We start from the raw sequence: 26,023 nt of genomic DNA, 5'->3' as shown, positions 1-26,023 counted from the left end.
ATGAATGGAATAATGAAGAACTTGCAACTGGATTGTTTTAAGGAGGATGTCATGTTTGACCCAACTGTTTTTGATAATTTAAAGGTTATCGTTGAAGGCTATATATATGATTTAGATATTGAAAATGTGATCAAAGTTTTGAATAGGAGTGATTTTGTAGATCTAGCGACAATGTCTAGAACCTTTAGGATTACATTTGGAAATGAAAAGAAAAAAAGTCCCCATGCTATGCTGGAGATTAACATGAACCATGAGCAAATTTCTGGAGAATTACGTCAAACAATTAAAAAACCGGGATGCTTTATAAAAGTTATTCTTCAGGAAGAGAAGGAGAGTAAGGCTTATGACGAACTTCTGTTAAGAAAGTTAAAGAAATTGTGGGAGGAGCATTCGATTCAGTTATTTGTGACAGAAGAGGTAACCGCAAACACAGAATTTTATTACCATCGCTATGAGGTGAATTTTAAGAGAGCATACGGTGAAGATGATATAGAGGATTTGCTGTATATCATCGATCATTTACGTTCATTGTTGCAGTGCTGCAAGTAATGACTTCTTAATTAGTTGTTAATAGTTGAATATCTCATGTGTTATATGTAAAGATGGTGTCAGGAGGGGTGACAATGAGTATTTACGATTTTGAAGTGGAAACAATAAAAGGGGAAAAAACAACGTTAAGTGATTACAAAAATCAAGTGGTATTAATTGTGAATACTGCAAGTAAATGTGGGTTTACTCCACAGTACAAAGAATTACAAGAGCTTTATGATCAGTATAGAGATCAAGGATTTACTGTTTTAGGATTTCCCTGCAACCAGTTTATGGGACAGGAACCAGGTGGCAATAAAGAAATAGAAAGCTTTTGTGAAATGAATTACGGAGTAAGCTTCCCAATGTTTTCCAAGATTGATGTAAAGGGAGAAAACGCACATCCGCTATTTGTATTTTTAACTAATAATGCTCCTGGGATTTTAGGAAGCAAGGCAATAAAATGGAATTTCACAAAGTTTTTGATTCATGTAAATGGGGAAGTTGTAAAGCGTTACTCACCGAATACGAACCCAATTGAAATAAAACCAGATATTGAAAACCTTTTAAAAGAAGTCGTAAAATAAGGCTTCTTCTTTTTAATTTTAAAGAAAGCATAACTTTTTGTACTTAGTGTTTGTATTAAAATAATACTAATACATACTGTATTCGATGATTAGGTAAGGAAGCCATTGCATGAATCTGGTAACCAATACTAATGAGCTGTGAAAGTGTTTCCGCACAATTTAAACGAGGCGGTTCGATTGGAGCATGTAAGCTTTTGTATACCTTAATCAGTTTATTTGTTTCACTGCACTGAAGGATGATAACATGTCTTTCTGTCCAAGCTTGACCGATGATTGGCTGGGGTTCTCTCATCAAAACACACCTTTATAAAAAATTGTTTAGGATACTATATGATCAATTGTTTGTTATTGTTAACGTCATAATCGTTCGTTTATTACATACATAGGAGTTGCCATATGAATAACAAATTTTTAATTCAACAGGTAGAAGATTTTGTTTATAAAAGGCTCTACAATGAGGGAAGCGGTCATGACTGGTGGCATATTGACCGTGTACGTCGGAATGCTATGTATATAGGAACAAAAGAAAATGCAAATCTATTCATTATTGAATTAGCAGCATTACTTCATGACTTAATTGATGATAAGCTCTCCGAGAACATTAAGCTTAATGTTAGCCAAGTTGAACAGTTATTACTGAATTTAGGTATTGATCAAGAGATAATACAAGCTATTATCAGGATTATTCAAGTCATCAGCTTTCGAAAGAAAGTACCTAATAATCAGTTATCCCTCGAAGCTAAGGTTATTCAAGATGCTGATCGGCTTGATGCCATTGGAGCCATTGGAATTGCTCGACATTCGTCTATGCTGGTTCTAAAGGAAACATTATCTATCATCCGGATGTGGAGGAAAAAACTGATGCAATAAGCCATTTTTATGAGAAATTACTTAAGCTAAAAGATTTAATGAACACAAATGCAGGTAGATCTCTTGCTGAAGAGAGACATCAATTTCTCGAACTCTATTTAAATCAATTTTATGATGAGTGGAATGGGCGAAAATAGTTAAAATTATTCATATAAACAATCGAAACATGAAAATAGCACGATAAAATCTGCTATGTTACACTATCATTACGATTTAAAAGAAGGAGTGCTCATAATGAAGATAAAATCAATTGAACCTACTCCAAGTCCAAATACAATGAAGGTGCTTTTGACAGAAGAGCTTCCCGCTGGAAAAAGTAATAACTATAAAAAGGACCAAGCAGTAGAAACGCCGGGTATTATTGGAGATATCCTTAAAATTGAAGGAGTAAAAGGTGTATACCATGTAGCGGATTTTCTCGCTGTTGAAAGAAATGCTAAATATGACTGGAAGGAAATATTGGCCCAGGTTCGCCAAGCTTTTGGGGAGGCTGTAAACGACGAAAGTCGAGACAGCAAACCACTAGATGAAGCGTTTGGTGAAGTGAAGGTTTTCATCCAGATGTTTCATAATATTCCAATGCAGGTTAAATTAACTGATGGAATGTCAGAAGAACGCTTTGGTTTGCCTGTTCGCTTTAAAACAGCTGTTTTAGCAGCACAACAAGCGAACGAAAACATTGTGCTGGATCGTCAATGGAAGGAACATGGAGTAAGATATGGCGAACTTGCAGAGATAGGTAAGGAAGTGGTAGATGAGATAAGTGCTGCGTACTCTGATGAACGATTACAAAGGCTTGTGAAAGCTGCTTCTGATATAGGCAAACAGAAAAATCCTCCGAAGAGAAAATCATATAAAGTGACACTTGAAATGCTGGATGATGAAGATTGGTCTGTAAGATTTGCTCATTTAGAGCAAATGGATCCATCAGAAGATGATCTCCCTGTTTTAGAAAAGGCTTTAAAGGATGAAAAACCGTCAATTAGAAGGCTAGCTACTGTATATTTAGGAATGATTGAAAATCCTTCTGTTTTACCGTTATTATATAAAGCATTAAAGGATAAGTCTGTTACTGTTAGAAGAACAGCAGGAGATTGCTTATCTGATATTGGTGATCCCCAAGCAATGGTTCCAATGATGGAAGCCTTAAAAGATAAAAACAAACTGGTAAGATGGCGAGCGGCCATGTTTTTATTTGAAGTTGGAGATAAATCTGCATTACCTGCTTTAAAACAGGCAGAGGATGACCCTGAATTCGAGGTTAGCATGCAGGTGAAAATGGCGATTGAACGAATTGAAGGCGGCGAAAAGGCAAAAGGATCTGTTTGGAAACAAATGACTGAAAGCAGAAAAGGATAAAATCTTTTTGAAATGCTGAAGAGTATTTGCATAGGGAAACTCTCTATAGTATTCTTTAATTACTTGAAGAAAGATTCGGAGGAGATTTTTTATGTCAATGGCATATGAAGAGTATATGAGACAAATTGTGATGCCCATGAGAGCAGAATTAACAAATGCAGGATTTCAAGAGCTGACAACTGAGGAGGAAGTAGAAGCATTTATGAGTACTGCAAAAGGTACAACTCTGGTTGTTGTTAATTCTGTATGTGGATGTGCAGCAGGTCTCGCACGTCCTGCAGCTACTCAGTCTGCATTAAATGCTGAGAAAAAACCAGATCATCTTATTACCGTATTTGCAGGACAGGATAAAGAAGCAACAAGCAAGATGCGAGAATACTTTAAAGGTTATGAACCTTCATCACCATCTATGGCGTTATTGAAGGATGGCGAGGTGGTTCACTTTATCCCGCGTCATGATATTGAAGGAAATTCAATAGAGGCTATCATGCAAAATCTTGAAAATGCCTTTGATAAATATTGCTAAAAGAGGCTGTCTCTTAAGGGTCTGACCCCCTCCAACAAAACCCGGTATATAGAATTCTTGTTCACTTAAGATCCTATATATTGTGTTCGTGGGGGCAGACCCTTTGGTTTTGAGGCAGTCTCTTTATATGTAAAGAAAGTAGAGATAAAAATGATTGTTACAACTTCAGGAAGGCCAGATATTCATTTGATCCAAACAGCTATGGAGATCGCAACTGAATTGAATGGCCATTTTTTAAAGCGAAATAAACAAGCGGTTGCGGATATTAAAAAATCTCATCGAGAAGATGTCCTTGTTGTAGGAAAAAACCGATTAGAGCTTCATGTTTTAGGTCAAGACAGTCCTTTGTTTTTTCATCCAAATTCGGCAATGTTTCGGATAAAAAGGCTTATAAAAGGTGAAACAGATCCTTTTTGTGAGGCGTGCAGCCTTCAAGAAGGAGATTTCGTTTTAGATTGCACACTTGGCTTGGCGTCAGATAGCATTATTGCAAGCTACGTAGTTGGTGAAAAAGGCTTTGTAAAAGGTATTGAAGAAAGCAAAAGCTTAGCGTATATCGTAAAAAACGGGTTGCAACAATGGGAAACAGGCTTAGATGTTTTAGATCAAGCGATGAAACGGATTCATGTTACGATTAGCGACCATTTATCATATTTACGCGAATGTCCCGAGCATTCATTTGATGTTATTTATTTTGATCCAATGTTTGAAGAAACGATTGAAGGATCGATTGGGCTCCTACCTTTAAAAAGTGTCGCTAATTTTTCAGCGCTCCGAAAAGAAGCAATTATGGAAGCGAAACGAGTTGCGAGACGGAGAATTGTATTAAAAGACCATTGGAAAAGCAGTCGATTTCAAGAATTAGGCTTTACTGTCCAAGTACGAAAATCAGCAAAATTTCATTATGGCGTTATAGAAATTTAGCGATAGCAAATGATAAAAGGGTGGAGGTGTTGAAGATGCCAAAAAGAAGAAAAGATCCTTCAAGAACAGGCTTAAGTTCTCCTAACGTTGAGGGGCAGGGAACTACTATGAATGAAACAAAGGGCAAACAGCTGGATTCAGCTAGAAAGAAAACAAAAAGAACATAACAGCGTAAAAACGGGTGCTCTCAATGTGCTGGCACCCGTTTTTACGCTGTTATGTAATTTAGTCTGTAATTTCTACATAAATAAAATAGGCAAGTGTTATAAAGCAGCCAATAAAGAAAATTGTGTCATAGCTCATCAATTAGCCCTCCTATTGTAATATCCTTAATATGCGTACGTACAACTTATTTTAAACGTTTTTTCCATTTATTAAAAGGGCAATCGTTTACAATAATATAGGTTTGTTCAAAATTGTAATGAATTTGATATATTCATCCTAGTAGGTATATGTTAAGATTGTTAGTATACTAGAATCCTTGGAAGGAAGAACGGGTATGAATAAATGGTTAAGAAAATCACTCGTCATTTTATTTTCGATCGCCACCTTTGGACTTGTAACACCTCCTGCCTCTTTAGCCGTACAGGAAAAGCCTGCAGAGGATACTGTTTCAAAATCTCCGCTTAAAGATGAAAGCGTAGAGCAATCTGCCGCTACTGTCGTTGAAGTAGACCAGCTTCCACCTTCAAAGGAACAAGTTATTTCGACCATTCTGTTAGAAGCAGAAGAAAAATCCTTTAGTAAATTTGGAGATAAAATTAGCGGTGTGATTGAAGATGAATTTAAAGAAGTGATTTTTCCAAAAATGGAAGAAATCATTACATATTATTTAAATGTAGAAGATGACGAATTATTCCAACAGCTCGCTGTTTCAAAACCATCTGGCGGAACGAGCGAAAAAATCTTCCATATTTATAATACGGAGACTGGTGAGGATGTCCTTCGTTTTCATGTTCGAAGAGAAAACCGTCCTTTAGAAGGCTATTGGTTTAATTTCCATTATCATACGTACCATGATTCTTTCCAATCCCATAAAGATTTAGGAAGTATTTATTGGGATAAAAATACCCCGCCAAATTGGATGAGTTATGTTAATTAAGTAAAAATGATAAATAAGCGATACGAAAAAGCACGTTGTATTATAGCGTGCTTTTTTATATGCCGTCAGGTAGAATGTGAAAGATAGTTTAATAGACCTATATATGGTATGATAGAGTAAAAGAATTGTAGAGGTATAGTTTAAAGCTGACAGCCATTTTTGTGTGGCTTAAACGCCTCAATTTAATAAATCTACCAGTCATATTATTTATTTCACCTGAGAGGATGTACATCATGAAAAAGGGTATGATTTTCCTTCTGGTATCGCTTATCTGGGCCCCTTTTTATCATTTAGTACTTGCATCTCCTGAGGGGATACCGCTTTCCTCCTATTCCTTTGCTTCAGCTGAAGAAGTGTTAACCAAACCGATATTGGGAGAAATGGTCTTACTCCCAGAAACATCTTTTTCTGAAGAAGATGCACTTATTATGATTCATAATTTACAAAAAATAGATGAAAATATCTTGATCCTTGCAGCAAATGAAAATATTCAAATAAAATTGTTTAATGGATCGTTAACAAACCAAAATGGATTAAGCAGTCTGAAAGATACAAAACCAAGGGGCTATTCTGACTCTGATCCGAGCTGGAATCAAGTTCCTGGGATGAGTGTAGATAGAGTTGTATATGCCAAGATTGGCCATAGTGAATATGGAAAGGGACATGGATCGGTTTCCCTTGAACTTCATGAAATGGCACATGCTATTGATCGTTACGTCTTTCATTATATCCGTAAAGACCCTAAATTTCTTTCCATTTGGAAGCAGGAGGTTGGCCAGTTATTCCCACTCCAATCTTATTTTCGAAATTTTCCTGAAGAGTATTTTGCAGAAACATTTGCTATGTACTATTTCAGTGAAGATACAAGATCCATCCTTAATAAAAAGGCGCCGATGACTTCATGGTTTATCCAAACATTAGAAAATCAAGCAGAAAAACGTCTCAGGTAACACTATGGTATTCTCAATAAATAATGGTAAAATACATGAAGTAGTTTATGTAAGGGAAGTGGCAAAATGAAGCAATATTTAGATTTATGCAAGCATGTACTTGAGAACGGGGTAAAAAAAGAGGACCGTACTGGTACAGGTACAATTAGTACGTTTGGCTATCAAATGAGATTTAATCTTCAAGAAGGATTTCCGTTAATGACAACCAAGAAACTTCACACGAAATCCATAATCCATGAATTGCTTTGGTTTTTAAAAGGGGATACGAATGTCAAATATCTTCAAGAAAATGGTGTGCGAATTTGGAATGAATGGGCAGACGAAAATGGTGAGCTAGGCCCTGTTTATGGCCACCAATGGCGATCATGGCCGGCAAAAGACGGTTCTACGATTGACCAGATTACCAATGTTGTTAATCAAATAAAAAACAATCCAGATTCAAGGAGATTAATCGTGTCTGCCTGGAATGTAGCTGATGTTGAACAAATGGCATTACCGCCATGTCATTGCTTCTTTCAATTCTATGTAGCAGAAGGCAAGTTATCTTGCCAGCTTTATCAGCGTTCCGCAGATGTCTTTTTAGGTGTACCATTTAACATCGCTTCATACGCACTGTTGGTCCATATGATGGCGCAGGCAACAAATTTAAAGGTAGGAGAATTTATTCATACCTTTGGCGATGTCCATATTTACTTAAACCATTTAGATCAAGTAAAAGAGCAATTGCAAAGAGAGCCAAGACCTTTGCCAACCTTAAAAATCAACAAAGAAGTTACATCGATTTTTGACTTCAAATTTGAAGATTTTTCAATTGAAGACTATGATCCACATCCACATATTAAAGGAGCTGTAAGCGTGTGATTTCTTTATTATATGCAATGGATAAGAACCGATTAATCGGAAGGAATAACCAGCTCCCATGGCATTTGCCTCAAGATTTGGCCTATTTCAAGCGAGTGACAATGAATCATAAAATTGTCATGGGTCGAAAAACGTTTGAATCGATTGGTAAACCATTACCTGGCAGGGAAAATATTATTATTACTAGAGACAAAAATTTTTCATGTGATGGTTGCAAGATTCTTCACTCCATTGAAGAATTCCTCGAACTTGCTAAAAATTGTGAGGAAGAAATCTTTGTAATCGGAGGATCTGAAATTTTTAAAGAAACCCTGCCTTATTCAGATCGTTTATACATCACACATATCTATCATGAGTTTGAAGGTGATACATACTTTCCACAAACAGATGATGAGGAATGGAAAGTGATCACTAAGGAACCAGGTATAAAAGATGAAAAAAACCCTTACGATTTTGATTTTGTCGTTTATGAGAAAATAAAAAAATAAGTTTAAAAAGCAGACTCTATAAAACATGCTCGCTTATATCCTTGGATGGGTCAAGAGCGAGCATGGTATTGAATGAGTCTGCTTTTTGTTTATGGTAATAGATAGAAAAGAATTGAAAAAAAGTGAAAGACTGAACCTGCTAATACAAACAGATGCCAAACAGCGTGATGATATTTAAATCCTCTCCATACGTAGAAGACGGCACCGATTGTATAAAGGACTCCTCCAATAACTAACAAGATAACCCCATTAGCAGCAATATTTGTTGTAATATCATTCCAAGCAAATACAATTAACCATCCCATAATGACATACATAACGGTGGAAAGGAATACAAATTTTTTAACAAAAAACGCTTTAAAGATTGTCCCGGCAATAGCAAGTCCCCATACAATTCCGAACAATGTCCAGCCAATCCAGCCCTTAACAGCAATAAATAAAAAGGGTGTATAGGTTCCAGCGATAAAAAAGTATATGGCGGAGTGATCAAGTACTTCAAAAAAATCTTTTGCCTTTCCTGCTGGAAAGCTATGAACAAGGGTAGATGCAGTATATAAAAGCAGCATAGTTATCCCAAAAATAGTAAAGCTTACAATATGCCAAGCAGTTCCATATATTGAAGAAAAGACAATCAAGACTACAAGAGCTGCCATGCTTAATATTCCACCAATTCCGTGCGTAATAGAATTGGCAATTTCTTCTCCTTTTGAAAATGTATGTGTATTTGCCATATGAGTCCCCTTTCATTAAAGGGTCTTTTAAAATTTTAAACCTTTTTAAAAAGACCATTTATTACTTAGTTTATAGAATATTGTATAATCAAGCAAGCTTCCAAATTCTATGATTTATGAAAGCTGTTACATTTTGAATTTAAATAAAACTTTTCAATAATTCCTTTATATTTTGAATATTCATGATATAATTTCTTATTAACAAGCAGTTGAAAGGGTCGTGAACATGAAGCAAACTATCAATGAATTACAGAAGGTATATGTTGAGGATATTTTAAAAGCGCATCATTTGTTAAAGGATGTTGTTACCCATACACCCTTGCAAAAGAATGAACAGCTTTCAGATAAATACCAATGTAATGTTTATTTAAAGCGTGAGGATTTGCAGGTTGTACGCTCGTTTAAAATTCGCGGAGCATTTAATAAGATTAAACAGCTCGATGAAGGACAAACTGTTAATGGCATTGTTTGTGCAAGTGCAGGGAATCATGCACAAGGTGTCGCATATTCCTGTCGCCAATTAAAAATTCACGGTAAAATTTTTATGCCTTCTACAACTCCGCGCCAGAAGGTTTCACAAGTTGAATTATTTGGTAAAGAATATGTTGATATTATCTTAACAGGAGATACATTTGATGATGCCTATCAAAAAGCTGTAGAGTGCTGTGAGCAAGAAAATCGGACATTTATTCATCCATTTGATGATGTGGATGTCATCGCAGGGCAAGGTACCGTTGCGGTTGAAATTTTAAATGATATTGATGTTGAAATTGATTTCGTCGTAGCTAGTGTCGGAGGCGGAGGTTTAATTTCTGGATTAGGTACTTATTTTAGAAGCATTTCTCCTTCAACAAAAATGATTGGGGTCGAGCCGGAGGGTGCTCCATCATTATTTAAATCAAAAATCGAGGATCAAGTTGTCTCACTTGATGAAATTGATAAATTTGTTGACGGAGCGGCTGTTAAAAGAATCGGCGATAAAACCTTTGAAATTTGTAAGGAGGTTGTCGATGAGGTATTGCTTGTGCCTGAAGGGAAGATTTGTACAACAATTCTTGAGTTATATAATGAAAATGCAGTTGTTGCAGAGCCAGCAGGTGCGATGTCCATTGCTGGGCTTGATTTATTAGGTGAACAAATTAAAGGGAAAAACGTTGTATGTGTTGTTAGCGGTGGTAATAATGATATTGGCAGAATGCAGGAAATTAAAGAGCGCTCGATGATTTATGAAGGCTTACAGCATTATTTTATTGTAAACTTTCCTCAGCGTGCCGGTGCACTTAGAGAATTTTTAGATGAAGTTCTTGGACCAAATGATGATATCAGTCGTTTTGAATATACGAAAAAGAACAACAAGGATAATGGTCCTGCCTTAGTCGGAATTGAATTAAAACAGCGGGAAGATTATGGTCCATTAGTTCAAAGAATGAAGAAAAAAGGCTTCTATTTTACAGAGGTAAATAAAGACAGCAATTTATTTCATTTACTGATTTAAACGACTTGTTAAAATTCTTGGTTAATTCTAGGGAGACTCTTTAGCACTCTGAACATCCGGAGTCTCTCTTTTCAATTTGATGCATCAGAAGTCTCACGAACTTCCTAAATATCATCGCAAAATAAAACGATAACTTACCATTACCGGTAAAAAAATCTTTAAACACGACATATTTAGACAGACTTCATTAATAACTTGGGGTATAATATAGGAAACGGGTAAAAAAGAGGATTGATAACTTGTTATTAAAAAGCCTAGAGTTCAAGCTGATGAATGGACAGAAGGTAAAAATTACTGATATCCCAGTATTGGAGGAAGATAACAAATACCGTTTCATGCTTCAAATCCGTTTACAAACGTTTTTAACGAGCATTTATGCTCAGAAACACCCTAAAAGTATTTACTCATTTAAAGACTACTTAAAAAAGGTGATTAAATGGCCTGATTATGAGGCGATTTTTGGATCCTATATTTTGAAAAACAATGCGTAGTACAAGAAACAATGGGGCTGTCTCAAAAGGGTAACCCTCCACTGGAACACCGTTTGCATTAAAGGACTTCCTGCTAGGTTAGTCTATGGTGTCATTTGGAGGGAAGATCCTTTGAGACAGCCCCTTTTTTCGAATATTGTATAACCCCCTTTAATTTCAAACATATACTGGCCCAGATACGATGGATTTATTTATTATGCAGAGAAAAAGAATTCAAGCCGCCTCAAAAGAAGCTCCCCCTTTTTGAGGCGGCTTCTTCATTTTTTGTTTGCCTACCTAAGAGTCTTTCAAGATTTGTCCTACATAAAACCAGCCAAGTTTTGAAATAACTGGATATTCATAACATATAATTTAACATCACAAATTTATAACAAGGTGGTGAGGGGTAATCGCAGTTATGACATAAAATCTTCACATGCTTCACCTTTTATTAAGGAAGTTAATTTGGTACACTTTTACAAGGTAATGAAAAGTGAAGGGTGAAGATCAATTGAAGAAAATAAAACAATGTCTTGTATTTGCCATTTCAGCTATTGTCATGGTGATGATCTCAGCATGTGGAAGTGAGTCTCCAATAAAAGATCCTTTAAATTATGAGGTGCAGTCATTTTCATACAAAAATCAGGATGGACAAAAAGTTTCATTAGAGAGTTTAAAAGGGGAAGTTTGGATCGCCAACTTTATTTTTACCAGTTGTGAAACGGTTTGTCCGCCAATGACTGCACATATGAAAGAAATTCAAAATCGAATGAAAGCAGAAGATTTAAATGCAAAGATTATCTCTTTCAGTGTGGACCCAGAAACGGATACACCTAATAAATTGAAAGAGTTTGCATCACCTTATTCCATCACATTTGATAATTGGAGCTTTTTAACTGGTTACTCACAAAAGGAAATTGAGGATTTCGCCATGGAAAGCTTTAAAACCATTGTTCAAAAACCGTCGAATTCCGATCAAGTTCTCCACGGAACAAGCTTTTATTTAATTGATCAAAATGGAATCGTTATGAAGGATTATAGTGGAGTTGAAAATCCTCCATATGATCAAATCATAGAGGATATGAAAGCATTACTGACAAAATAAAAATCAATTGAGGCTATTACATAACCAATGGATTAAATCCTTTTAACACAATATATAGAAATCTAAGTGGTTGGAATTCCATATATTTGTGTTTGCTGGAGTGTCAGACCCATTTGAGACAGCCTTAAAACTTCATATAATGATATAATTGGTCCCTAGACTAAAAACCAAGGTGATCGCATGATTCGAAAACTTATTACACTATGTTTGATCTGTTTGTTTTTAACAAGTTGTGTGTCTGAACAAAGCGCGAAGTTGGAATCGAAACCATCTTCCCTAACAACGAAAGCGCAACCTGCTGAAGAGTTCATTCCTAAGACGATAAAAGTAGTTGGGATTGGGGATTCGTTAACGAAAGGAGTAGGGGATGAATCAAATAGCGGCGGCTATGTTGGGATGGTAACGAAAAAATTAGAACAACAGGATGATATTAAAGAGGTATCAATAGAAAATTATGGTGTAAGAGGGCATAAAACAAGCGATCTTCGCCGCAAGCTTAAGGACGAAAAAGTGATTGCAAGTATAAAAGATGCAAATATAATCCTAATGACAATTGGTGGAAATGATATAATGAAAGTTGTTCGAAATAATATTTTTTCTCTTGATTTTGAACCTTTTCGAAAAGAACAAAAAAACTATGAAAGTAGATTTAAGGATATTTACACTTCTTTACGCAAACTAAATTCTTCAGCATTGATAATTTATGTAGGCCTATATAATCCTTTTAAATATATGCTGCCACAGTTACCGGAAATCGATACAATTATAAAAGAATGGAATACAACCACACAGGAAATCATGAAAAATGATGATAGGGCTGTCTTTGTTTCTGTTGAACAAATATTTTCAACAGAATCGGATGAAAGGCTGCTTTATAAAGACGAGTTTCATCCAAACGAAATCGGGTATTCCTTAATAGCAGATAGAGTGTATAATACATTAAAGATTGAGGGTCTTGACCAAGATTTAATTGGCGGAAAAGAGTGAGTATCCTATGAATAAATGGAAATTATCGTTTTTTATCTTACTTGTTATAAATTTATTGTTCGTTCTTTTGATCACGTCTTTATTATTTATTCCTAGTCAAAAGCCATCTGAAAAAGTAAATCATGCTGATAAAGAAGAGATAGCGGTGCCTTTTTTAATAAGTACTGACAAAAAATCGTTAACAGATTTAATTAATCATTACTTAGAAGAAGAGACAGATCAAGAGAACTTACAATATCGCGTAGAACTAAAAGAAAATGTCAATGTGTATGGAGTAATAAATGCATTTAATAAAGATATAAATATGGCATTAATTCTCGAACCGATCGTTAAACCTGACGGGAATATGCAGTTGTTTGTCAAAGAACTTTCAATTGGCAGGTTAAAATTGCCTGTTTCATATGTATTAAAATATATGAACACAAATTATGACCTCCCTGACTATGTGGTGATTGACTCAGGGAAAAAAATAATAGATATTAATCTAGATCAGTTAACGTTAAAAAATGGCCTGAGCGCCCGTGCAGAAAGCTTTAATTTAAAAGAGGACGATATTACCTTTCAACTGTTAGTGCCATTGCCTTAAAGGGCTAACATAATTGATGTTGGCCCTAGCGGTAGTTAAAACTAGTTACAAATACACATGATCATAAATGATTCGAAATACCCTCTATGTTCAGCCTAGAATGACTCTGGTAAAACATGTATACTTAAAAATAAGCCAATGCATGGTGGTTATTCTTTTGAATAGGCGGGTAAACAGAAGTTGTCACTCTAAAAGTATGATCATTTTCTTAACTTGTCTATATGCTTTTACTAGATAAGGTGCTCCATCCCTTTTACCACAGAAAAGAGGAGGGTTTTTTATGTTTTGTACAAACTGTGGGGCCAATCGTATCGAAGCCAATGCTAATTACTGTTATCATTGTGGAAAACCGCTCAGCAAACCGGATGATCCAAAAGCGAAAAAATTAAAAAGACTACAATATCTCCTACCATTACTAAGTTTTATTCTTGTCATTATAATTCTTTATACTACGAAACTATATGAAATGAAAGTAAATGCGAAGGTGATCGCCTTTCAAGAAAAAGGAGAGGAAGCAGCTTTAGCAGGAGAGTTCGATAAAGCGTTACGCTATATCGAAAACGGCCTCTCATATCGTAATGATTACGAAATATTAATACAGGATAAAGAAATGATTCTTGTAATAAAAGAGCTAAAAGAAGAACTAGATGCAGTAGAAAAGAAAATAATGAATGAACAATTTGCTGCTGCTAAAAGCGAAATTAATGTATTAAAGAACCAGGTTGATCAAAGTAATCAATCACCGTTATTTATTAGTCTTTCACAGGATATTCAACAAGTTGAAACAAGTGTTACGGTAGGCGAAATAAAAGAGGAAATAAATAAACTTACGACAATTGATGAACTTGCTGCTAAATTGTCTACCTTATATACATTAGAGCTTTCAGAAGCATCTGAGTTAAAACAGCAAATTTATACGAAGATGGTGACGATTAGTGCTACAGAGGCTGAGAAACGTCTAGAGGACAAGCATTTTAATCAAGCTGTAAGAGTAATTGAGGAAGCACTTGAATATGTGGTTAACAATGAAAAGCTATTATCGTTAAAAGAGAGAGTCATTGCTGAAAAAACATCTTTTGAAAAAGCGGAGCAGGAGCGAATCGAAAAAGCAATGCTTGCTGCTAAAAAGGAAGAAGAACGAAATCTGACGAAAGCAGTTCAATTAACAACAAGTAAAGTAAATGTTGATAAATACGGTGATGCGTATATAAATGGAAAGGTGAAAAATAGTGGAACCGAGACCGTTCATTCGATCGTGATTGAATTTAACGTTTTGGACGAAAATGGGAAAAAGCTGGAGTCTGGTAAAACAAATGTCTTTCCGAATAAACTAGAACCTGGTCAATCAGGTGATTTTGAGCATGTCACATATTCTGTAAAAGAAAATGCGAAAGTAGAAATAACGAACATATCCTGGCTGCTAGAAGAGAAGAAAGGATAATTTATGAATAAAAAGCTTTTAGTAATTAGTATTTGTCTGTCGGCTTTTATATGGATATGTGGCGGTATCGGTGTTTTATATATAAAAGATAAAATGGCTAAACAGGTATTTAGCGAATCCTTGCTTCTAAAGAATGATGATTTTTTGGAAAATGAACAAGCAATTCCTGATTTAAAGGAAATTATTCGTGAGGCTCAGAAAAAGGTTGTTATGGTGGAATTAGATGACGGATCTGTGGGGTCAGGTTTTTTATATAATAACAAAGGCGATATCATTACAAATGCTCATGTCATTAATGGTGCAAAGACTGTAAAAATTAGAACGACAGATGCAAAAGGGTTTGTAGGAAAAGTAATTGGGATGAGCACAGAAACAGATGTTGCGGTTGTACGTGTGGATGGTTTAAAAGAAACGGATCCCCTGCTATTATCACCGGGTTTAAAGCTTGAAATTGGTGATGAAATATTGGCTTTAGGCAGTCCCCTTGGTTTCCAAAATACAGTGACTACCGGAATTATCAGCGGGACTGACAGAGAATTACATGTAGAACCATATGTATATGAAAATGTCTATCAAATTTCAGCCCCGATCGCTCCAGGCAATAGCGGCGGTCCATTAATAGACCGTAAAACGGGGATGGTGGTTGGAATAAATTCCGCTCGTATTGAGCAAGGAAGCATTGGGTTTAGCATTCCAATAAGTTCGGTCTTACCGCTCGTTAATAGCTGGTCTGAAACCCCGATGAAAAATCTTCCAGCTTCATCAACGGTTGACGTTTCAACTGAAATAGATGAAAATGAAATGCAAGATACAGCCGATTACTTAGTAACCTATTTTATTGAAAGTATCCATTATCGTGATTTTGTTACAGCATACTCGTTGTTAGGGAGCAAATGGCAAACAAATATGGATTATGATACATTTCGCAGACGATATTTGAATACTATTTCAATAAGTATTATGGATCTTAAGACAGAGATGAAGGAAAATCACATTATTGTTAAAACAACCTTAACGGCAAAAGAGCAAAATGGCAAAGAACAAGTGACGAAAACCTATAAGATGAACTATGAAGTAGCTTATGAAAATGATCAAGCTAAAATAATAGCAGAGAAAAAATAGATTGATTATTTGTTTCATTTTCATCTTATGTGAATAGTGATTGTTTTTTGCAGTTCATACTAATCAAATAAAGACACTTTTGGCATATAAATAATGATAGGGGGATTCTTAATGAAAAATAAGTTTGTATTATTCGGGATGGTAGCGATCTTAATTTCAATCATTTTTGGCGGATTTGCTTATCAGCAATTTGTAGCAGAAAATATGGATGAAGTATATTTGAATATTGGATATAGTACACTATTTTTAAGTATTGCTATCTATTTATGGCATATGAAGGATGAGAAACAAAAAAACAATGGTTGAAGAACGGGCTGTCTCAAAGAAGGTATGACCTTTATGTTGAGATAGCCCATTTTTGATATTAAGTATAATTATTATTGAGCTTCTTCTTCTGTTGTCTCAGTTTCAGCGCCTTCTTCAGTTTCTGTTCCTTCCTCAGTTTCAGCGCCTTCTTCAGTTTCTTCTGTGTTTGTGTTTTCAGTATCAGTTTCCTCTGTGTTGTTACATGCAGCCATTAAAAATACAGCAAGTAATGATGCTCCGACTTTTAATAATAAGCTTTTTTTCATTGTTTTTTCCTCCCATGTAACGAATGAGTAATCTTTTTTGAACCAGCTGGCTCAATCTAATAATAATTGAAATTTTCAGGAAGTATACGGTTTTTACAAAATCTGTACATACTCTTTAAAAACTTTAAATAAAGTTAAAATTTGTTAATACTATTTACAGTAAATTATTGTAAAAGTAGGTAAAATGGTTGTTACTATCGCTTATAATCAGTCAGTAGTCATAGGTAGCAATATAAAAAATTTCGAAACATATTTTTCTATGAGCTGGAAAAAATGAAGGTAACACTTTTCTAGGAGGGGTTGTTTTGACTAAAAAGATCGCTAACTTCAGTTACGAGTCTGATGGAAAGATGGGAAAAGAGAAAAAGCCGATAATGAAACAAAATGAAAAAAGTGATAAACAATTGTTTTTTAATTCAACTCAAAATAGTGAATAAACAAAAAAGAGAGTGGCTTCTCTAATGAGAAAAGAGCTGCCACTTTCTCTTGTCCTTATTGATTAAGTTGAGCTCTTTTTATAAATGAAAGCTCATCCTCAATAAGACCGCATACACCGCATTGAATTCTGTATTCTGGCCCTTTATAAGTTACATGAAAGGGGTCCAGTGTTCCTTGCTCCAATTCCTCCACAATGTCTCCTGTTTGCGGATTTAATTTTACTGATTTAACATGTTGTTCAATTATATTGAATCGTGAACGATTTGTTTTGCAGTTTGGGCATAAGTATGGAGCCGGCATATTTATTACACCTCCTAGTATTTTACAAACTAGCATGTGTATAATCGCGGAAAATATGTATAAAAACGATAGCGACTGTCAAAACCCCTAATATGGCAGCAGCTATCGTTATTAGTTTTTGTATACCTATTACGCCTTCAATAATTTATTAAATAAGGTAATAAAGTTCTCGATGTCTTGGTCATTAAAGTCATTAAATTTTTCTAATAAAAAGTCCGTTTTCTTTTTTTCAAATAATTCCAAAGTAATTTTTCCTTCATCAGTTAAGTGAAGATCGACAATTCTTCTATCTTGAACAGAGCGGACGCGCTGAATCCAGTTTTTTTCAATTAAAGAATCAGTTACTGCTGTAATGTGGGAAGCAGAAACATTTAACATTTTTGATAAATCAGATGATTTTTTGGACCCTTGTTCGTAAAGGGTTTTTAATATAAAAAATTCATTTCTTGACATTTCGTTTTCATAAACAAGATTCATATCCTGACGTAATTTTCTGTATACAAGGCGCATAAGTGCTTCCATTTCATACATTTTATCTTGACGACTTTTCAAGCTTATTTCCTCCGAACCTACAAAATATTCTTTTTTTTAGACTAAGGAATGATTTTAGATGTGTCAAGTTGTATTTACGTTTTACAAAGTTGATTTCCTTCATTTATACGGGTAGTTTTACGAACTCACCGTGAACATCTGATAAATCGCACTATAATCTAATCAAACAGTTTACTTCCATCCGTTTTATATCTTGCTATATAATAAGGACAATGAGTAAAAGAAGGGGGCATTTCACAATGATGAATAGTGATAAGCTTGAACTTGCAACATTTGCAGGGGGATGCTTTTGGTGTATGGTGCAGCCCTTTGATGAGCTGCCAGGGATTGTAAGTGTGATATCCGGTTATACAGGCGGTGATAAAGAAAATCCTACTTATGAGGAAGTTTGCTCTAATACAACTGGTCATCTTGAGGCTGTCCAAATTACCTTTCAGCCTGATCTCTTCCCATACGAAAAACTATTACAATTATTCTGGCAGCAAATTGACCCTACAGATGCGGGCGGTCAATTTTTTGATCGCGGAGAATCGTACAAAACAGCGATTTTTTATCATTCTCCAGAACAGAAAAAGTTGGCTGAGGAATCAAAACAGGAATTAGAAGCAAGCGGGCGTTTTTCAAAGCCGGTTGTAACGAAAATACTTAAAGCAAAGCCGTTTTATCCGGCAGAAGATTATCATCAAGATTTTTATAAAAAAAATACAATAAGGTATAAGCAATACCGAACAGGCTCTGGAAGAGACAAATTCATTGAGCAGCATTGGAAAGGCAAAGATCAGAAGAAATTAAGAGAATCTTTAACACCAATGCAATATGAGGTAACTCAAAATAATGGTACTGAGCCCCCTTTCCATAATGAGTTTTGGAATCATAAAGGGGAAGGGATCTATGTTGACATTGTCTCAGGAAAGCCGTTATTCAGCTCAAAGGATAAATATGACTCAGGCTGTGGGTGGCCAAGCTTTACAAAACCAATTCAAGAATTCGAAGTAGTTGAAAAACTTGATACCTCACATGGGATGGTTCGAACAGAAGTTAGAAGTAAAACAGCAGATTCTCATTTAGGACATGTGTTTAATGATGGACCAGGACCTAATGGGCTCCGTTACTGCATTAATTCAGCAGCATTAAAGTTTATACCGAAGGAAGATCTAGAAAAAGAGGGATATGGAAAATATGTTTCTTTATTTCAGGTAGAGAGGTAAGAAGGACTCTTTATTGATAGATAAAAAAAGAGCTTAAAATGATGGGAGATGATAAGATGGCGGTTTTGGGTTTTGAACATGTCGGTATTCAAGTTGCTAATATAGAAAAATCAATTCAATTTTATCAGGAAGTCGTTGGGCTTGAGTTAATCGATCGATTTATGCATACTGATGGCGATAAGGATCTTGCATTTTTAGGAGTAAATGGAGAAATTATTGTTGAATTTATTGAAGGGTATAATCCTGATCTTCCGGACGAAGGTAAGGTTCATCATGTCGCATTTAGAGTTGATCATATTGAGGATGAACAAAAAAGACTTGATAGTGCAGGGGTTGAATGGATTAATAAAGAAATTACCACTCTTCCAAACGGCGCAAAATACATCTTTTTTAGAGGACCTGATCAAGAATGGATCGAGTTTTTTGAGAAGTAAAAACGAAAAAGTTGTCTTAATAGGGTTGTTTCTATACTTACAGAAGCAGCCCTTTTTAATTTACTTAAAATGGGCGAATGCACATACCATACAACCCACCCATGACATAAAGTAATGTGAATTCTAATTTAGGTATATGAGGAGTGAAAGAAATGCATTGCTACTATGATCATGGATATCCTTACGGACAATATGGGTATGGAAATAGCTTTGTTTTAATCGTAGTTCTTTTCATCTTATTAATTATCGTTGGTGCGGCATACGTATAAAAAGTCAAAAGTTGAAGAGCTCCATATGTGAGCTCTTTATTTGTCATAAATGTTAACCGAAATAATAAATAAGTTGACAAAGGATCTTTTCTTCCATTACCATAATTTTAATACAATAATGGGGGAATGTAGATGAATTGGGAAAAATTAGCTGAAGAAGTCATTGAAGGAAAAAGAATAAATGAAATGGAGGCAATGGCAATCCTGCAATGTTCTGACGATGATTTATTACTGCTGTTAAACGGAGCTTTTAAAATTAGAAAATACTTTTATGGAAAAAAAGTTAAGCTAAACATGATCATGAATACAAAATCAGGGTTATGTCCAGAAAATTGCGGATATTGCTCACAATCTGTTGTGTCAACAGCGCCAATTGAAAAATATAGAATGCTAGATAAAGAGACAATATTAAAAGGTGCCCAACAGGCCCACCACCTAAATGTGGGAACATATTGTATTGTTGCAAGCGGAAGAGGTCCGTCAAATAAGGAAGTGGATCATGTGGCAGATGCAGTAAAGGAAATTAAAGCAAAATATGGGCTAAAAGTATGTGCTTGCTTAGGAATCTTACAACCCGACCAAGCAAACAGGCTAAAGGAGGCAGGGGTTGACAGATATAATCATAATATAAACACCTCACGAAGCCATCATTCTGCAATTACAACAAGCCATACATATGATGATCGAATAAATACGATTGAAACAGTCAAAATGAGCGGGATATCCCCATGTTCTGGTGTTATTATCGGAATGCGTGAATCTCTAAATGATGTCGTGAATATGGCATATCTTTTAAGAGAATTAGATGCAGACTCTATACCAGTAAACTTTTTGCATGCCATTGATGGGACCCCTTTAGAGGGTACAAATGAATTAAACCCAAGATATTGTTTAAAAGTTTTGGCCTTATTCCGCTATGTCAATCCAACAAAAGAAATTAGAATTTCAGGTGGTCGAGAGGTGAATCTAAGGTCATTACAGCCCCTCGGATTATATGCGGCTAATTCAATATTTGTAGGTGATTACTTAACAACAAAAGGACAGGAAAGTACCGATGACCATAAAATGCTTGAAGATTTAGGGTTTGAAATAGATTTTCTCGTACATAGTAAGTAAAATGACAGGCTTTAAGGTTTCATTCCATTCCTTAACAAGCTATAATAGAAAAATCTTATTGCTGGGGGAATGAGTAATGAAATCTTTTTATCATTATTTAATGAAATATCGACATCCTAAGCCAAAGGACGAGCTTTCAAAATTTGCGAATGAAGCATATCAAGACCACAGTTTTCCAAAAAATTCTGAAAGCTATGATGAGGTAAGTTCATACTTAGAAATGAATGGACACTATCTAACAAGTATGTCGATATTTGATGAAGCGTGGGAGCGTTATCAAAATGAGATTCTAAAACAACTTTAGTACATAAAATAATTTGGTCTAAAGCAATTATATAGCCCTTTGTATACTCAAAGCTGGTTCATCTAGTCAATAATGACATCTAGATAAACCAGCGTTTTTTAGGGGAATAAATGACACTCCCTTACTGAGTGGAAGCTGTTTCATTCTAAATGCAGCCCATGACGAAATATGAAAAACAGCATATACTATCATATCTTTCATAATCACGACAAAGGAGAGATGGATAGTGAAAAATACAAACAGGCCAAAATTTAATATTGGGGATATTGTCGTGATTATTATGTATGGAACGGTTGGGACAATTACAAAGCTTCATAAGGTTGACCAGCATTTTGTTTATGAAGTAAATCACAGTGACATCTTATTCTTTGAAAATGCTCTGCAATTATTTTCGGACTATGATGGGACAGTGATTGAAACGGAGCAGATTAGAATAGAAATTCTCTATCAAATTGGGGATATTGTCATTGTAAAAGGTTATGGAAGTACATTATTCCGAATCGTTGGCATTCGAACAGAGGTATGGAGATATGCCGACGATGGATGGGAAGAATTAACATATGAATTAACTAGAATCTCAGATGGTGCATGGCTGGAAGCAACAGAAGATGAGATGAGCTTAATGGTAGGTAACCAAGAAGCAGAATCATTCATTCAGCAACTTCATCTTAATAATACAATTGGAGAGAAAGGCCCTTTTTCCGTTATGATGATAAATCAACATAAAAAAGGTGAAAAGGAAGCTTCAAAAGAGCTGCAGAAACGAAACAAACTGATTGATGAATTATTGGATATTTACAATGATTATAAGGCTTTATATGAACTGTTCAATGATCCAGAATATAAAGAAATGATGGATTATATCTTGAAAAGGCTACGTAACTATTGAAAAAAAGGAGATGGAGTTTAAAACAAAGATATTAATAAAAGATAAAAAAAGTAAGGTATACAGAAAAATAGAATCCCTGAAAATAATCCTTTAATCATTAATTGCAATAGCTTTTCATATCCCGGTCCATCTATAAATTGAAGGATTTTATTAGCAGATTTTTCTTCTTTCCTGATTATTTCTTTTTGATTCATTGCGTTTAACATTTCGTCACCCCACGTAAAGTAATGTAAGAGCTTGTCCATCTAAAACTATTTATATGTTCAAGTTATTTCTTTATTCCTCTATTTAACACTTGAGGTTCTCATTTTTGTTCAGGTAATGTAAAACTTTCCTATTGATTCAGTCGCAGGCATTTGTTTAGTAAACAGTTAGTTTGAAAACGACTTTAACCCTTAAGGATGACTGGTCTAACATGACCCTTTAGGTGAAAATTTTTATTTTAAAGACATATGTCCTTTTCAGTGGACATAAACAATAAGAGGGGGGCGATATTGTGAAGGAAATTGAAGTGGTAATTGATACAGAGGAGATTGCTGAGTTCTTTTACAATGAGCTCACAAAAAGAGGGTATGTTCCAGGAGAAGATGAACTGGAAGAATTAGCAGATATTACATTCGATTACCTTCTAAAAAAATGCATTATTGATGAGGATTTAGATTTTGAGATGGAAGATTAATAATTGCTGACATTTGGGGCTGAACATTAAAAAAAGATTGCAACCGTCAGCCACAACCAGAAGTAATTTTTACTATTTACTTGAGATACTAGTTATCTCTTTTTTTTTTTCGGGGAATTGAATGGGTGTCAGTTTTCCTAATGCTGCTAACATGTGAAGATCATGTTTTACTTCTTTTGTAAGATCTCCATTCTCAACAATCATGCCTCTTTCAAAACCTTTAATCAGAGTGATGTCAGTAAACCAATCAAGATGATGAGAAAAATGATGTGAGACATTATCCCATGCGTCAACTAGTGAGGGACTATAAATTATCCGATTATCCTGGAGTTGTTTCGAAAAAAAATGCGGCCAATAGTCGCTTCTAGAAGCAGTATGGCTAACATGGTTCGCAAAATGCACGATGGAATCAAAACAAAGTTTTGAGAACAAAATGGAATAGAGTTGTTTCCCAATCTTAATTCGTTCTTGTACTGAAGAAAAATCACGGACCTCAATGCCGGCTAATGAATAATTTCTTAAAAAGGGATAACGTTTATATGGAAAAATAACATGGGTTAATCCCAGTTTTTCTTGCATAACATATGTGAATGTCTTAAAAATTTCTTTTGTTATTGTAAAATTGATCAAATGTTTTTCTACATATTGCTGTTCATTTGTGATTAACGCTAAAGTTAATAATTGTGAATTAGATGATAAAAGGAAATGTTCCCATACTGGAATCATAAATTTTGTTATACGTAACGCTGGCAGCAAGTGAAAGAGAGAGGTGTTCTCCCTTTTACTTATTTCATAAAGTAGCAGCTGAGGATAAGCATCTTGAAAAATTAAGGCATTTGCCCGTTCTAAAAAATGGAATAATTTTTCCTTTTCTTTATCAGCTAATAAGCGACCAATTAATGAGCTCTTTAAGTCAGTCATATTATATCCTCCATTACGGGAAACCATATGTGCAAGCAAGGCCCAATGAATTTCTTTATGTCTGTTAAAGAATTGGAGATATGCTTTTGTACGAGTTATATTATTAACATTATGTTTCTTCGTCTCTCTTTGAATGTACCATATTAATTTCCGCTCGTTTTGGTTTGTTATGATTGGTGAAGGATGTGTTAAAGTTTCATACAGATCATTGTAAAGCTTATGACGTACATCCTCTGAAATAGAGGAGGCTTCATTCGTTTTTTTTTTGTTGCAAGTTAAATAGTTTTGCCATTCCATACATATGATTCATCCTTTTGTAAAGAGGAATTAATAATTTTATCATCACTTTAGGTTATAATGGATGTATTATTGTATGAAAAAGTGAAACCTTTGTTCTTTTATGTCGTATATATTTTTATAAAATATGAAAAGAGGGATTATGTATGTTAAAAAAAATCATTAAATCAATTGTCTCCTCCAATAAGCATTCTCATCACCGCCATTATAGTTCAAGCGATTTTAAACGTCGTAAGAGCGGTTACCATCCATCAAAATATGGTCATCAGTATTATAAGAAAAAGCATAAATCAAGTGGTTTCTTTAGCTCATATAGCAGTTAATGAAGAAAATTTATTCAAAATTAATTGAATTATGTGAAACTCCTTTTAAGGCAGCTGACAGGATTGGCGGTAAATACACAATTATCGATATGTTAGGGAAAGGCAGTTATGGGTTTACGTATCTAGTTAAAGATGATCTTGGTTCAACCTATGTCTTAAAACAATTACGTAGATATAAAACGCTCGAGGCAGCAGGCCGTGAAGCATTTAGACGTGAGGCAAATATATTAATGAACCTAAACCACTCTGCTTTTCCGGCCTTTTCCGAACAATTTGAGGAAAATCAAAAACAATTTATCGTGATGGAATATAAAAAAGGAAAAACGTTCGAGGAACTTATTTTTCAAGAAAATCGATTTTATTCAGAATCAGCTGCTTTAAAAGAGCTGTACGAAATATTAAAATTAGTCAAATATATCCATGAGAACGGCTATGTTCATCGGGATTTAAGAATCCCAAACATATTAAAAAATGAAGAAGAGTACTATATCATCGATTTTGGTCTTGCCAGAAAAATTGATGAGAAAACTAATGACAATAAAGAAAATTTAAACCATCTAGAAAAGCGATTATTTCGAGAAGTTGCCTTTAAAAGTGACTTCTATGCTTTAGGACATTTTTTATTGTTTTTGCTTTACTCCTCTTATGTACCAACATCTAAGAAACAGCAAAGCTGGGAAGAAGAATTGCAAATTTCATATTCAACAAAAAAAATATTGCGGAAAATGCTGCAATTAGATGAACCATATCAAGATATTTCATCGCTTTTAAAAGATGTTACACCATGTATTTAATGGGAGGAAAAGAGATATGTCACTTTTTAACAAAATTTTAGCCAGTGTAGGTATAGGGTCGGCAAAAGTCGATACTAAACTTGCTCAATCATCTATTAAAGCTGGTGAAGAGGTTGATGGCATTGTTGAAATTAAAGGAGGAAACATTGAGCAAAAGGTTGATGAAGTCTATTTAACAATAAATACGACTTATGAAAAAGAAGATGATGACAAAGTTGTTCATAAACAGGCTGTCATCTCAACTATTAAGCTTAACGAGCCTTTTGTCATCATGCCTGGTGAAACCAAAACGATTCCGTTTAAATTAGAAGTTCCGCTTGATACTCCGATTAGTGCCGGTGCTTCAAAAGTATGGGTGCAAACCGGGGTGGATATAAAAGGTTCAGTCGATCCAAGTGACCGTGATATGTTAGAAATTTTGCCGCATGACATGATGGATGAAGCATTAAAGGTGTTTTCAGAGCTTGGATTTACATTAAGGAAAGTAAAAAATGAGGAAGCTTCTTATAAAATTCGTAAAAGGCTGCCCTTTATCCAAGAATTTGAGTTCATTCCTAACTCAGGTCAATATTATGAGAAATTTGATGAAGTTGAGTTGATCTTCTTTCCACTTAACGAAGAAAAACTTGAAATTATTATCGAGGTTGATCGCCGTTCAAAAGGTTTGGCAGGTTTATTCTCAGAAGCATTAGACATGGATGAATCGATCATTCGTTTTTCACTAAATAAACATGAAATGCCGACACTAAAAGCTACATTTATAGATATTTTAAAGAAGCATGGTTAATAGTAAAA

The 26,023-nt window shown here is 34.8% G+C and carries 35 protein-coding genes and 1 pseudogene; 29 read left to right on the top strand and 7 right to left on the bottom strand.

Going from position 1 to position 26,023, the window contains the following annotated elements:
* Positions 1 to 51 precede the first annotated feature (51 nt).
* Both Q1B07_RS12555 and Q1B07_RS12550 read left to right on the top strand, forming a co-directional pair.
* Positions 52 to 549 (top strand): hypothetical protein, encoded by a 498-nt coding sequence (locus Q1B07_RS12555; protein WP_299093167.1) that lies wholly within the window; start codon positions 52 to 54, stop codon positions 547 to 549.
* A 74-nt stretch (positions 550 to 623) separates the two neighbouring features.
* Positions 624 to 1,115: a glutathione peroxidase gene (locus tag Q1B07_RS12550; RefSeq protein WP_299093166.1), complete on the top strand. Its 492-nt coding sequence runs from the start codon at positions 624 to 626 to the stop codon at positions 1,113 to 1,115.
* Between the two features lie 55 nt (positions 1,116 to 1,170).
* Here Q1B07_RS12550 and Q1B07_RS12545 read toward each other — a convergent pair whose 3' ends face one another.
* Positions 1,171 to 1,407: a hypothetical protein gene (locus Q1B07_RS12545; RefSeq protein ID WP_299093165.1), complete on the bottom strand. Its 237-nt coding sequence runs from the start codon at positions 1,405 to 1,407 to the stop codon at positions 1,171 to 1,173.
* A gap of 104 nt (positions 1,408 to 1,511) precedes the next feature.
* On the opposite strand from Q1B07_RS12545, the pseudogene Q1B07_RS12540 reads away from it, so the two are divergent.
* The 9 genes and pseudogenes from Q1B07_RS12540 (at position 1,512) to Q1B07_RS12500 (ending at position 8,195) form a co-directional block, all read left to right on the top strand.
* Positions 1,512 to 2,122: pseudogene (locus Q1B07_RS12540) on the top strand (HD domain-containing protein).
* 97 nt (positions 2,123 to 2,219) lie between these two features.
* Entirely contained in the window at positions 2,220 to 3,344 is a 1,125-nt protein-coding gene (locus tag Q1B07_RS12535; RefSeq protein WP_299093164.1) for a conserved virulence factor C family protein, read from the top strand.
* Between the two features lie 91 nt (positions 3,345 to 3,435).
* Positions 3,436 to 3,870, top strand: coding sequence for a BrxA/BrxB family bacilliredoxin (locus tag Q1B07_RS12530; protein ID WP_299093163.1), 435 nt, complete (start codon positions 3,436 to 3,438; stop codon positions 3,868 to 3,870).
* A 150-nt stretch (positions 3,871 to 4,020) separates the two neighbouring features.
* Entirely contained in the window at positions 4,021 to 4,794 is a 774-nt protein-coding gene (locus Q1B07_RS12525) for a class I SAM-dependent methyltransferase (protein ID WP_299093162.1), read from the top strand.
* 35 nt (positions 4,795 to 4,829) lie between these two features.
* Entirely contained in the window at positions 4,830 to 4,961 is a 132-nt protein-coding gene (locus Q1B07_RS12520; RefSeq protein ID WP_299093160.1) for a YuzL family protein, read from the top strand.
* Between the two features lie 332 nt (positions 4,962 to 5,293).
* On the top strand, positions 5,294 to 5,896 hold the full coding sequence (locus tag Q1B07_RS12515) for a YpjP family protein (protein WP_299093159.1): 603 nt from the start codon (positions 5,294 to 5,296) through the stop codon (positions 5,894 to 5,896).
* 233 nt (positions 5,897 to 6,129) lie between these two features.
* On the top strand, positions 6,130 to 6,846 hold the full coding sequence (locus Q1B07_RS12510) for a toxin (protein WP_299093158.1): 717 nt from the start codon (positions 6,130 to 6,132) through the stop codon (positions 6,844 to 6,846).
* 66 nt (positions 6,847 to 6,912) lie between these two features.
* Positions 6,913 to 7,707 carry a thymidylate synthase gene (locus tag Q1B07_RS12505; protein ID WP_299093157.1) on the top strand — a complete coding sequence of 265 codons (795 nt, stop codon included), beginning with the start codon at positions 6,913 to 6,915 and terminating at the stop codon, positions 7,705 to 7,707.
* A complete protein-coding gene (locus Q1B07_RS12500) occupies positions 7,704 to 8,195 on the top strand; it encodes a dihydrofolate reductase (RefSeq protein ID WP_299093154.1) in 492 nt (163 codons plus the stop codon). Before Q1B07_RS12505 ends, Q1B07_RS12500 begins: the two co-directional genes overlap by 4 nt.
* 89 nt (positions 8,196 to 8,284) lie before the next feature.
* On the opposite strand, the gene Q1B07_RS12495 is transcribed toward Q1B07_RS12500, so the two are convergent.
* Complete coding sequence (locus Q1B07_RS12495; RefSeq protein ID WP_299093152.1) at positions 8,285 to 8,926, bottom strand: hemolysin III family protein; 642 nt, start codon at positions 8,924 to 8,926, stop codon at positions 8,285 to 8,287.
* Between the two features lie 226 nt (positions 8,927 to 9,152).
* Here Q1B07_RS12495 and ilvA point away from each other — a divergent pair, with 226 nt between their 5' ends.
* The 8 genes from ilvA to ypmT all read left to right on the top strand — a co-directional run bounded on the left by ilvA (position 9,153) and on the right by ypmT (position 16,438).
* Entirely contained in the window at positions 9,153 to 10,421 is a 1,269-nt protein-coding gene (ilvA, locus tag Q1B07_RS12490) for a threonine ammonia-lyase IlvA (protein WP_299093150.1), read from the top strand.
* 239 nt (positions 10,422 to 10,660) lie between these two features.
* Positions 10,661 to 10,912, top strand: a complete 252-nt coding sequence (locus tag Q1B07_RS12485; protein WP_299093148.1) for a DUF2535 family protein — start codon at positions 10,661 to 10,663, stop codon at positions 10,910 to 10,912.
* A 538-nt stretch (positions 10,913 to 11,450) separates the two neighbouring features.
* Positions 11,451 to 11,996: an SCO family protein gene (locus Q1B07_RS12480; RefSeq protein ID WP_299093206.1), complete on the top strand. Its 546-nt coding sequence runs from the start codon at positions 11,451 to 11,453 to the stop codon at positions 11,994 to 11,996.
* A 180-nt stretch (positions 11,997 to 12,176) separates the two neighbouring features.
* Positions 12,177 to 12,983 carry an SGNH/GDSL hydrolase family protein gene (locus Q1B07_RS12475; RefSeq protein ID WP_299093146.1) on the top strand — a complete coding sequence of 269 codons (807 nt, stop codon included), beginning with the start codon at positions 12,177 to 12,179 and terminating at the stop codon, positions 12,981 to 12,983.
* A gap of 7 nt (positions 12,984 to 12,990) precedes the next feature.
* Complete coding sequence (locus Q1B07_RS12470; RefSeq protein WP_299093144.1) at positions 12,991 to 13,569, top strand: YpmS family protein; 579 nt, start codon at positions 12,991 to 12,993, stop codon at positions 13,567 to 13,569.
* A gap of 280 nt (positions 13,570 to 13,849) precedes the next feature.
* Complete coding sequence (locus Q1B07_RS12465) at positions 13,850 to 15,010, top strand: FxLYD domain-containing protein (protein ID WP_299093142.1); 1,161 nt, start codon at positions 13,850 to 13,852, stop codon at positions 15,008 to 15,010.
* Positions 15,011 to 15,013: 3 nt separating this feature from the next.
* Positions 15,014 to 16,132 (top strand): trypsin-like peptidase domain-containing protein, encoded by a 1,119-nt coding sequence (locus Q1B07_RS12460; RefSeq protein ID WP_299093141.1) that lies wholly within the window; start codon positions 15,014 to 15,016, stop codon positions 16,130 to 16,132.
* A gap of 111 nt (positions 16,133 to 16,243) precedes the next feature.
* Positions 16,244 to 16,438, top strand: coding sequence for a protein YpmT (gene ypmT, locus Q1B07_RS12455; RefSeq protein WP_299093139.1), 195 nt, complete (start codon positions 16,244 to 16,246; stop codon positions 16,436 to 16,438).
* 71 nt (positions 16,439 to 16,509) lie between these two features.
* Here ypmT and Q1B07_RS12450 read toward each other — a convergent pair whose 3' ends face one another.
* On the bottom strand, positions 16,510 to 16,704 hold the full coding sequence (locus Q1B07_RS12450) for a hypothetical protein (RefSeq protein ID WP_299093137.1): 195 nt from the start codon (positions 16,702 to 16,704) through the stop codon (positions 16,510 to 16,512).
* A 305-nt stretch (positions 16,705 to 17,009) separates the two neighbouring features.
* On the opposite strand from Q1B07_RS12450, the gene Q1B07_RS12445 reads away from it, so the two are divergent.
* Positions 17,010 to 17,141 (top strand): hypothetical protein, encoded by a 132-nt coding sequence (locus tag Q1B07_RS12445; RefSeq protein WP_299093136.1) that lies wholly within the window; start codon positions 17,010 to 17,012, stop codon positions 17,139 to 17,141.
* Between the two features lie 55 nt (positions 17,142 to 17,196).
* On the opposite strand, the gene Q1B07_RS12440 is transcribed toward Q1B07_RS12445, so the two are convergent.
* Together Q1B07_RS12440 and Q1B07_RS12435 are read right to left on the bottom strand one after the other, a co-directional pair.
* On the bottom strand, positions 17,197 to 17,442 hold the full coding sequence (locus Q1B07_RS12440) for a DNA alkylation repair protein (RefSeq protein ID WP_299093135.1): 246 nt from the start codon (positions 17,440 to 17,442) through the stop codon (positions 17,197 to 17,199).
* Between the two features lie 129 nt (positions 17,443 to 17,571).
* Positions 17,572 to 17,994 carry a MarR family transcriptional regulator gene (locus Q1B07_RS12435; protein WP_299093134.1) on the bottom strand — a complete coding sequence of 141 codons (423 nt, stop codon included), beginning with the start codon at positions 17,992 to 17,994 and terminating at the stop codon, positions 17,572 to 17,574.
* A 239-nt stretch (positions 17,995 to 18,233) separates the two neighbouring features.
* On the opposite strand from Q1B07_RS12435, the gene msrB reads away from it, so the two are divergent.
* The 6 genes from msrB to Q1B07_RS12405 all read left to right on the top strand — a co-directional run bounded on the left by msrB (position 18,234) and on the right by Q1B07_RS12405 (position 22,214).
* Positions 18,234 to 19,202 carry a peptide-methionine (R)-S-oxide reductase MsrB gene (gene msrB / locus Q1B07_RS12430; protein WP_299093133.1) on the top strand — a complete coding sequence of 323 codons (969 nt, stop codon included), beginning with the start codon at positions 18,234 to 18,236 and terminating at the stop codon, positions 19,200 to 19,202.
* A gap of 56 nt (positions 19,203 to 19,258) precedes the next feature.
* The gene (locus Q1B07_RS12425; RefSeq protein WP_299093132.1) at positions 19,259 to 19,636 is read left to right on the top strand and encodes a VOC family protein; all 378 of its coding nucleotides are present in this window, start codon (positions 19,259 to 19,261) and stop codon (positions 19,634 to 19,636) included.
* A gap of 152 nt (positions 19,637 to 19,788) precedes the next feature.
* On the top strand, positions 19,789 to 19,905 hold the full coding sequence (locus tag Q1B07_RS12420) for a YjcZ family sporulation protein (protein ID WP_299093131.1): 117 nt from the start codon (positions 19,789 to 19,791) through the stop codon (positions 19,903 to 19,905).
* A gap of 132 nt (positions 19,906 to 20,037) precedes the next feature.
* Positions 20,038 to 21,021 (top strand): biotin synthase BioB, encoded by a 984-nt coding sequence (gene bioB / locus Q1B07_RS12415; protein ID WP_299093130.1) that lies wholly within the window; start codon positions 20,038 to 20,040, stop codon positions 21,019 to 21,021.
* 76 nt (positions 21,022 to 21,097) lie between these two features.
* The gene (locus Q1B07_RS12410) at positions 21,098 to 21,325 is read left to right on the top strand and encodes a YozE family protein (protein ID WP_299093129.1); all 228 of its coding nucleotides are present in this window, start codon (positions 21,098 to 21,100) and stop codon (positions 21,323 to 21,325) included.
* Between the two features lie 226 nt (positions 21,326 to 21,551).
* On the top strand, positions 21,552 to 22,214 hold the full coding sequence (locus Q1B07_RS12405) for a hypothetical protein (RefSeq protein ID WP_299093128.1): 663 nt from the start codon (positions 21,552 to 21,554) through the stop codon (positions 22,212 to 22,214).
* Between the two features lie 17 nt (positions 22,215 to 22,231).
* On the opposite strand, the gene Q1B07_RS12400 is transcribed toward Q1B07_RS12405, so the two are convergent.
* Positions 22,232 to 22,420 (bottom strand): hypothetical protein, encoded by a 189-nt coding sequence (locus Q1B07_RS12400; protein ID WP_299093126.1) that lies wholly within the window; start codon positions 22,418 to 22,420, stop codon positions 22,232 to 22,234.
* A 290-nt stretch (positions 22,421 to 22,710) separates the two neighbouring features.
* Here Q1B07_RS12400 and Q1B07_RS12395 point away from each other — a divergent pair, with 290 nt between their 5' ends.
* Complete coding sequence (locus Q1B07_RS12395; protein ID WP_299093124.1) at positions 22,711 to 22,893, top strand: YozD family protein; 183 nt, start codon at positions 22,711 to 22,713, stop codon at positions 22,891 to 22,893.
* 72 nt (positions 22,894 to 22,965) lie between these two features.
* Here Q1B07_RS12395 and Q1B07_RS12390 read toward each other — a convergent pair whose 3' ends face one another.
* Entirely contained in the window at positions 22,966 to 24,111 is a 1,146-nt protein-coding gene (locus Q1B07_RS12390) for a DUF2515 family protein (protein ID WP_299093122.1), read from the bottom strand.
* A gap of 322 nt (positions 24,112 to 24,433) precedes the next feature.
* Here Q1B07_RS12390 and Q1B07_RS12385 point away from each other — a divergent pair, with 322 nt between their 5' ends.
* Both Q1B07_RS12385 and Q1B07_RS12380 read left to right on the top strand, forming a co-directional pair.
* Entirely contained in the window at positions 24,434 to 25,228 is a 795-nt protein-coding gene (locus tag Q1B07_RS12385; protein ID WP_299832845.1) for a protein kinase, read from the top strand.
* 16 nt (positions 25,229 to 25,244) lie between these two features.
* Positions 25,245 to 26,015 (top strand): sporulation protein, encoded by a 771-nt coding sequence (locus Q1B07_RS12380; protein WP_299093454.1) that lies wholly within the window; start codon positions 25,245 to 25,247, stop codon positions 26,013 to 26,015.
* The last annotated feature ends 8 nt before the right edge of the window (positions 26,016 to 26,023 follow it).

This window comes from uncultured Metabacillus sp. (assembly GCF_947503125.1).
Lineage (GTDB): Bacteria > Bacillota > Bacilli > Bacillales > Bacillaceae > Metabacillus.
Note: the sequence above shows the minus strand (reverse complement) of the source record. Positions and strands in the feature narration are given on the sequence as shown.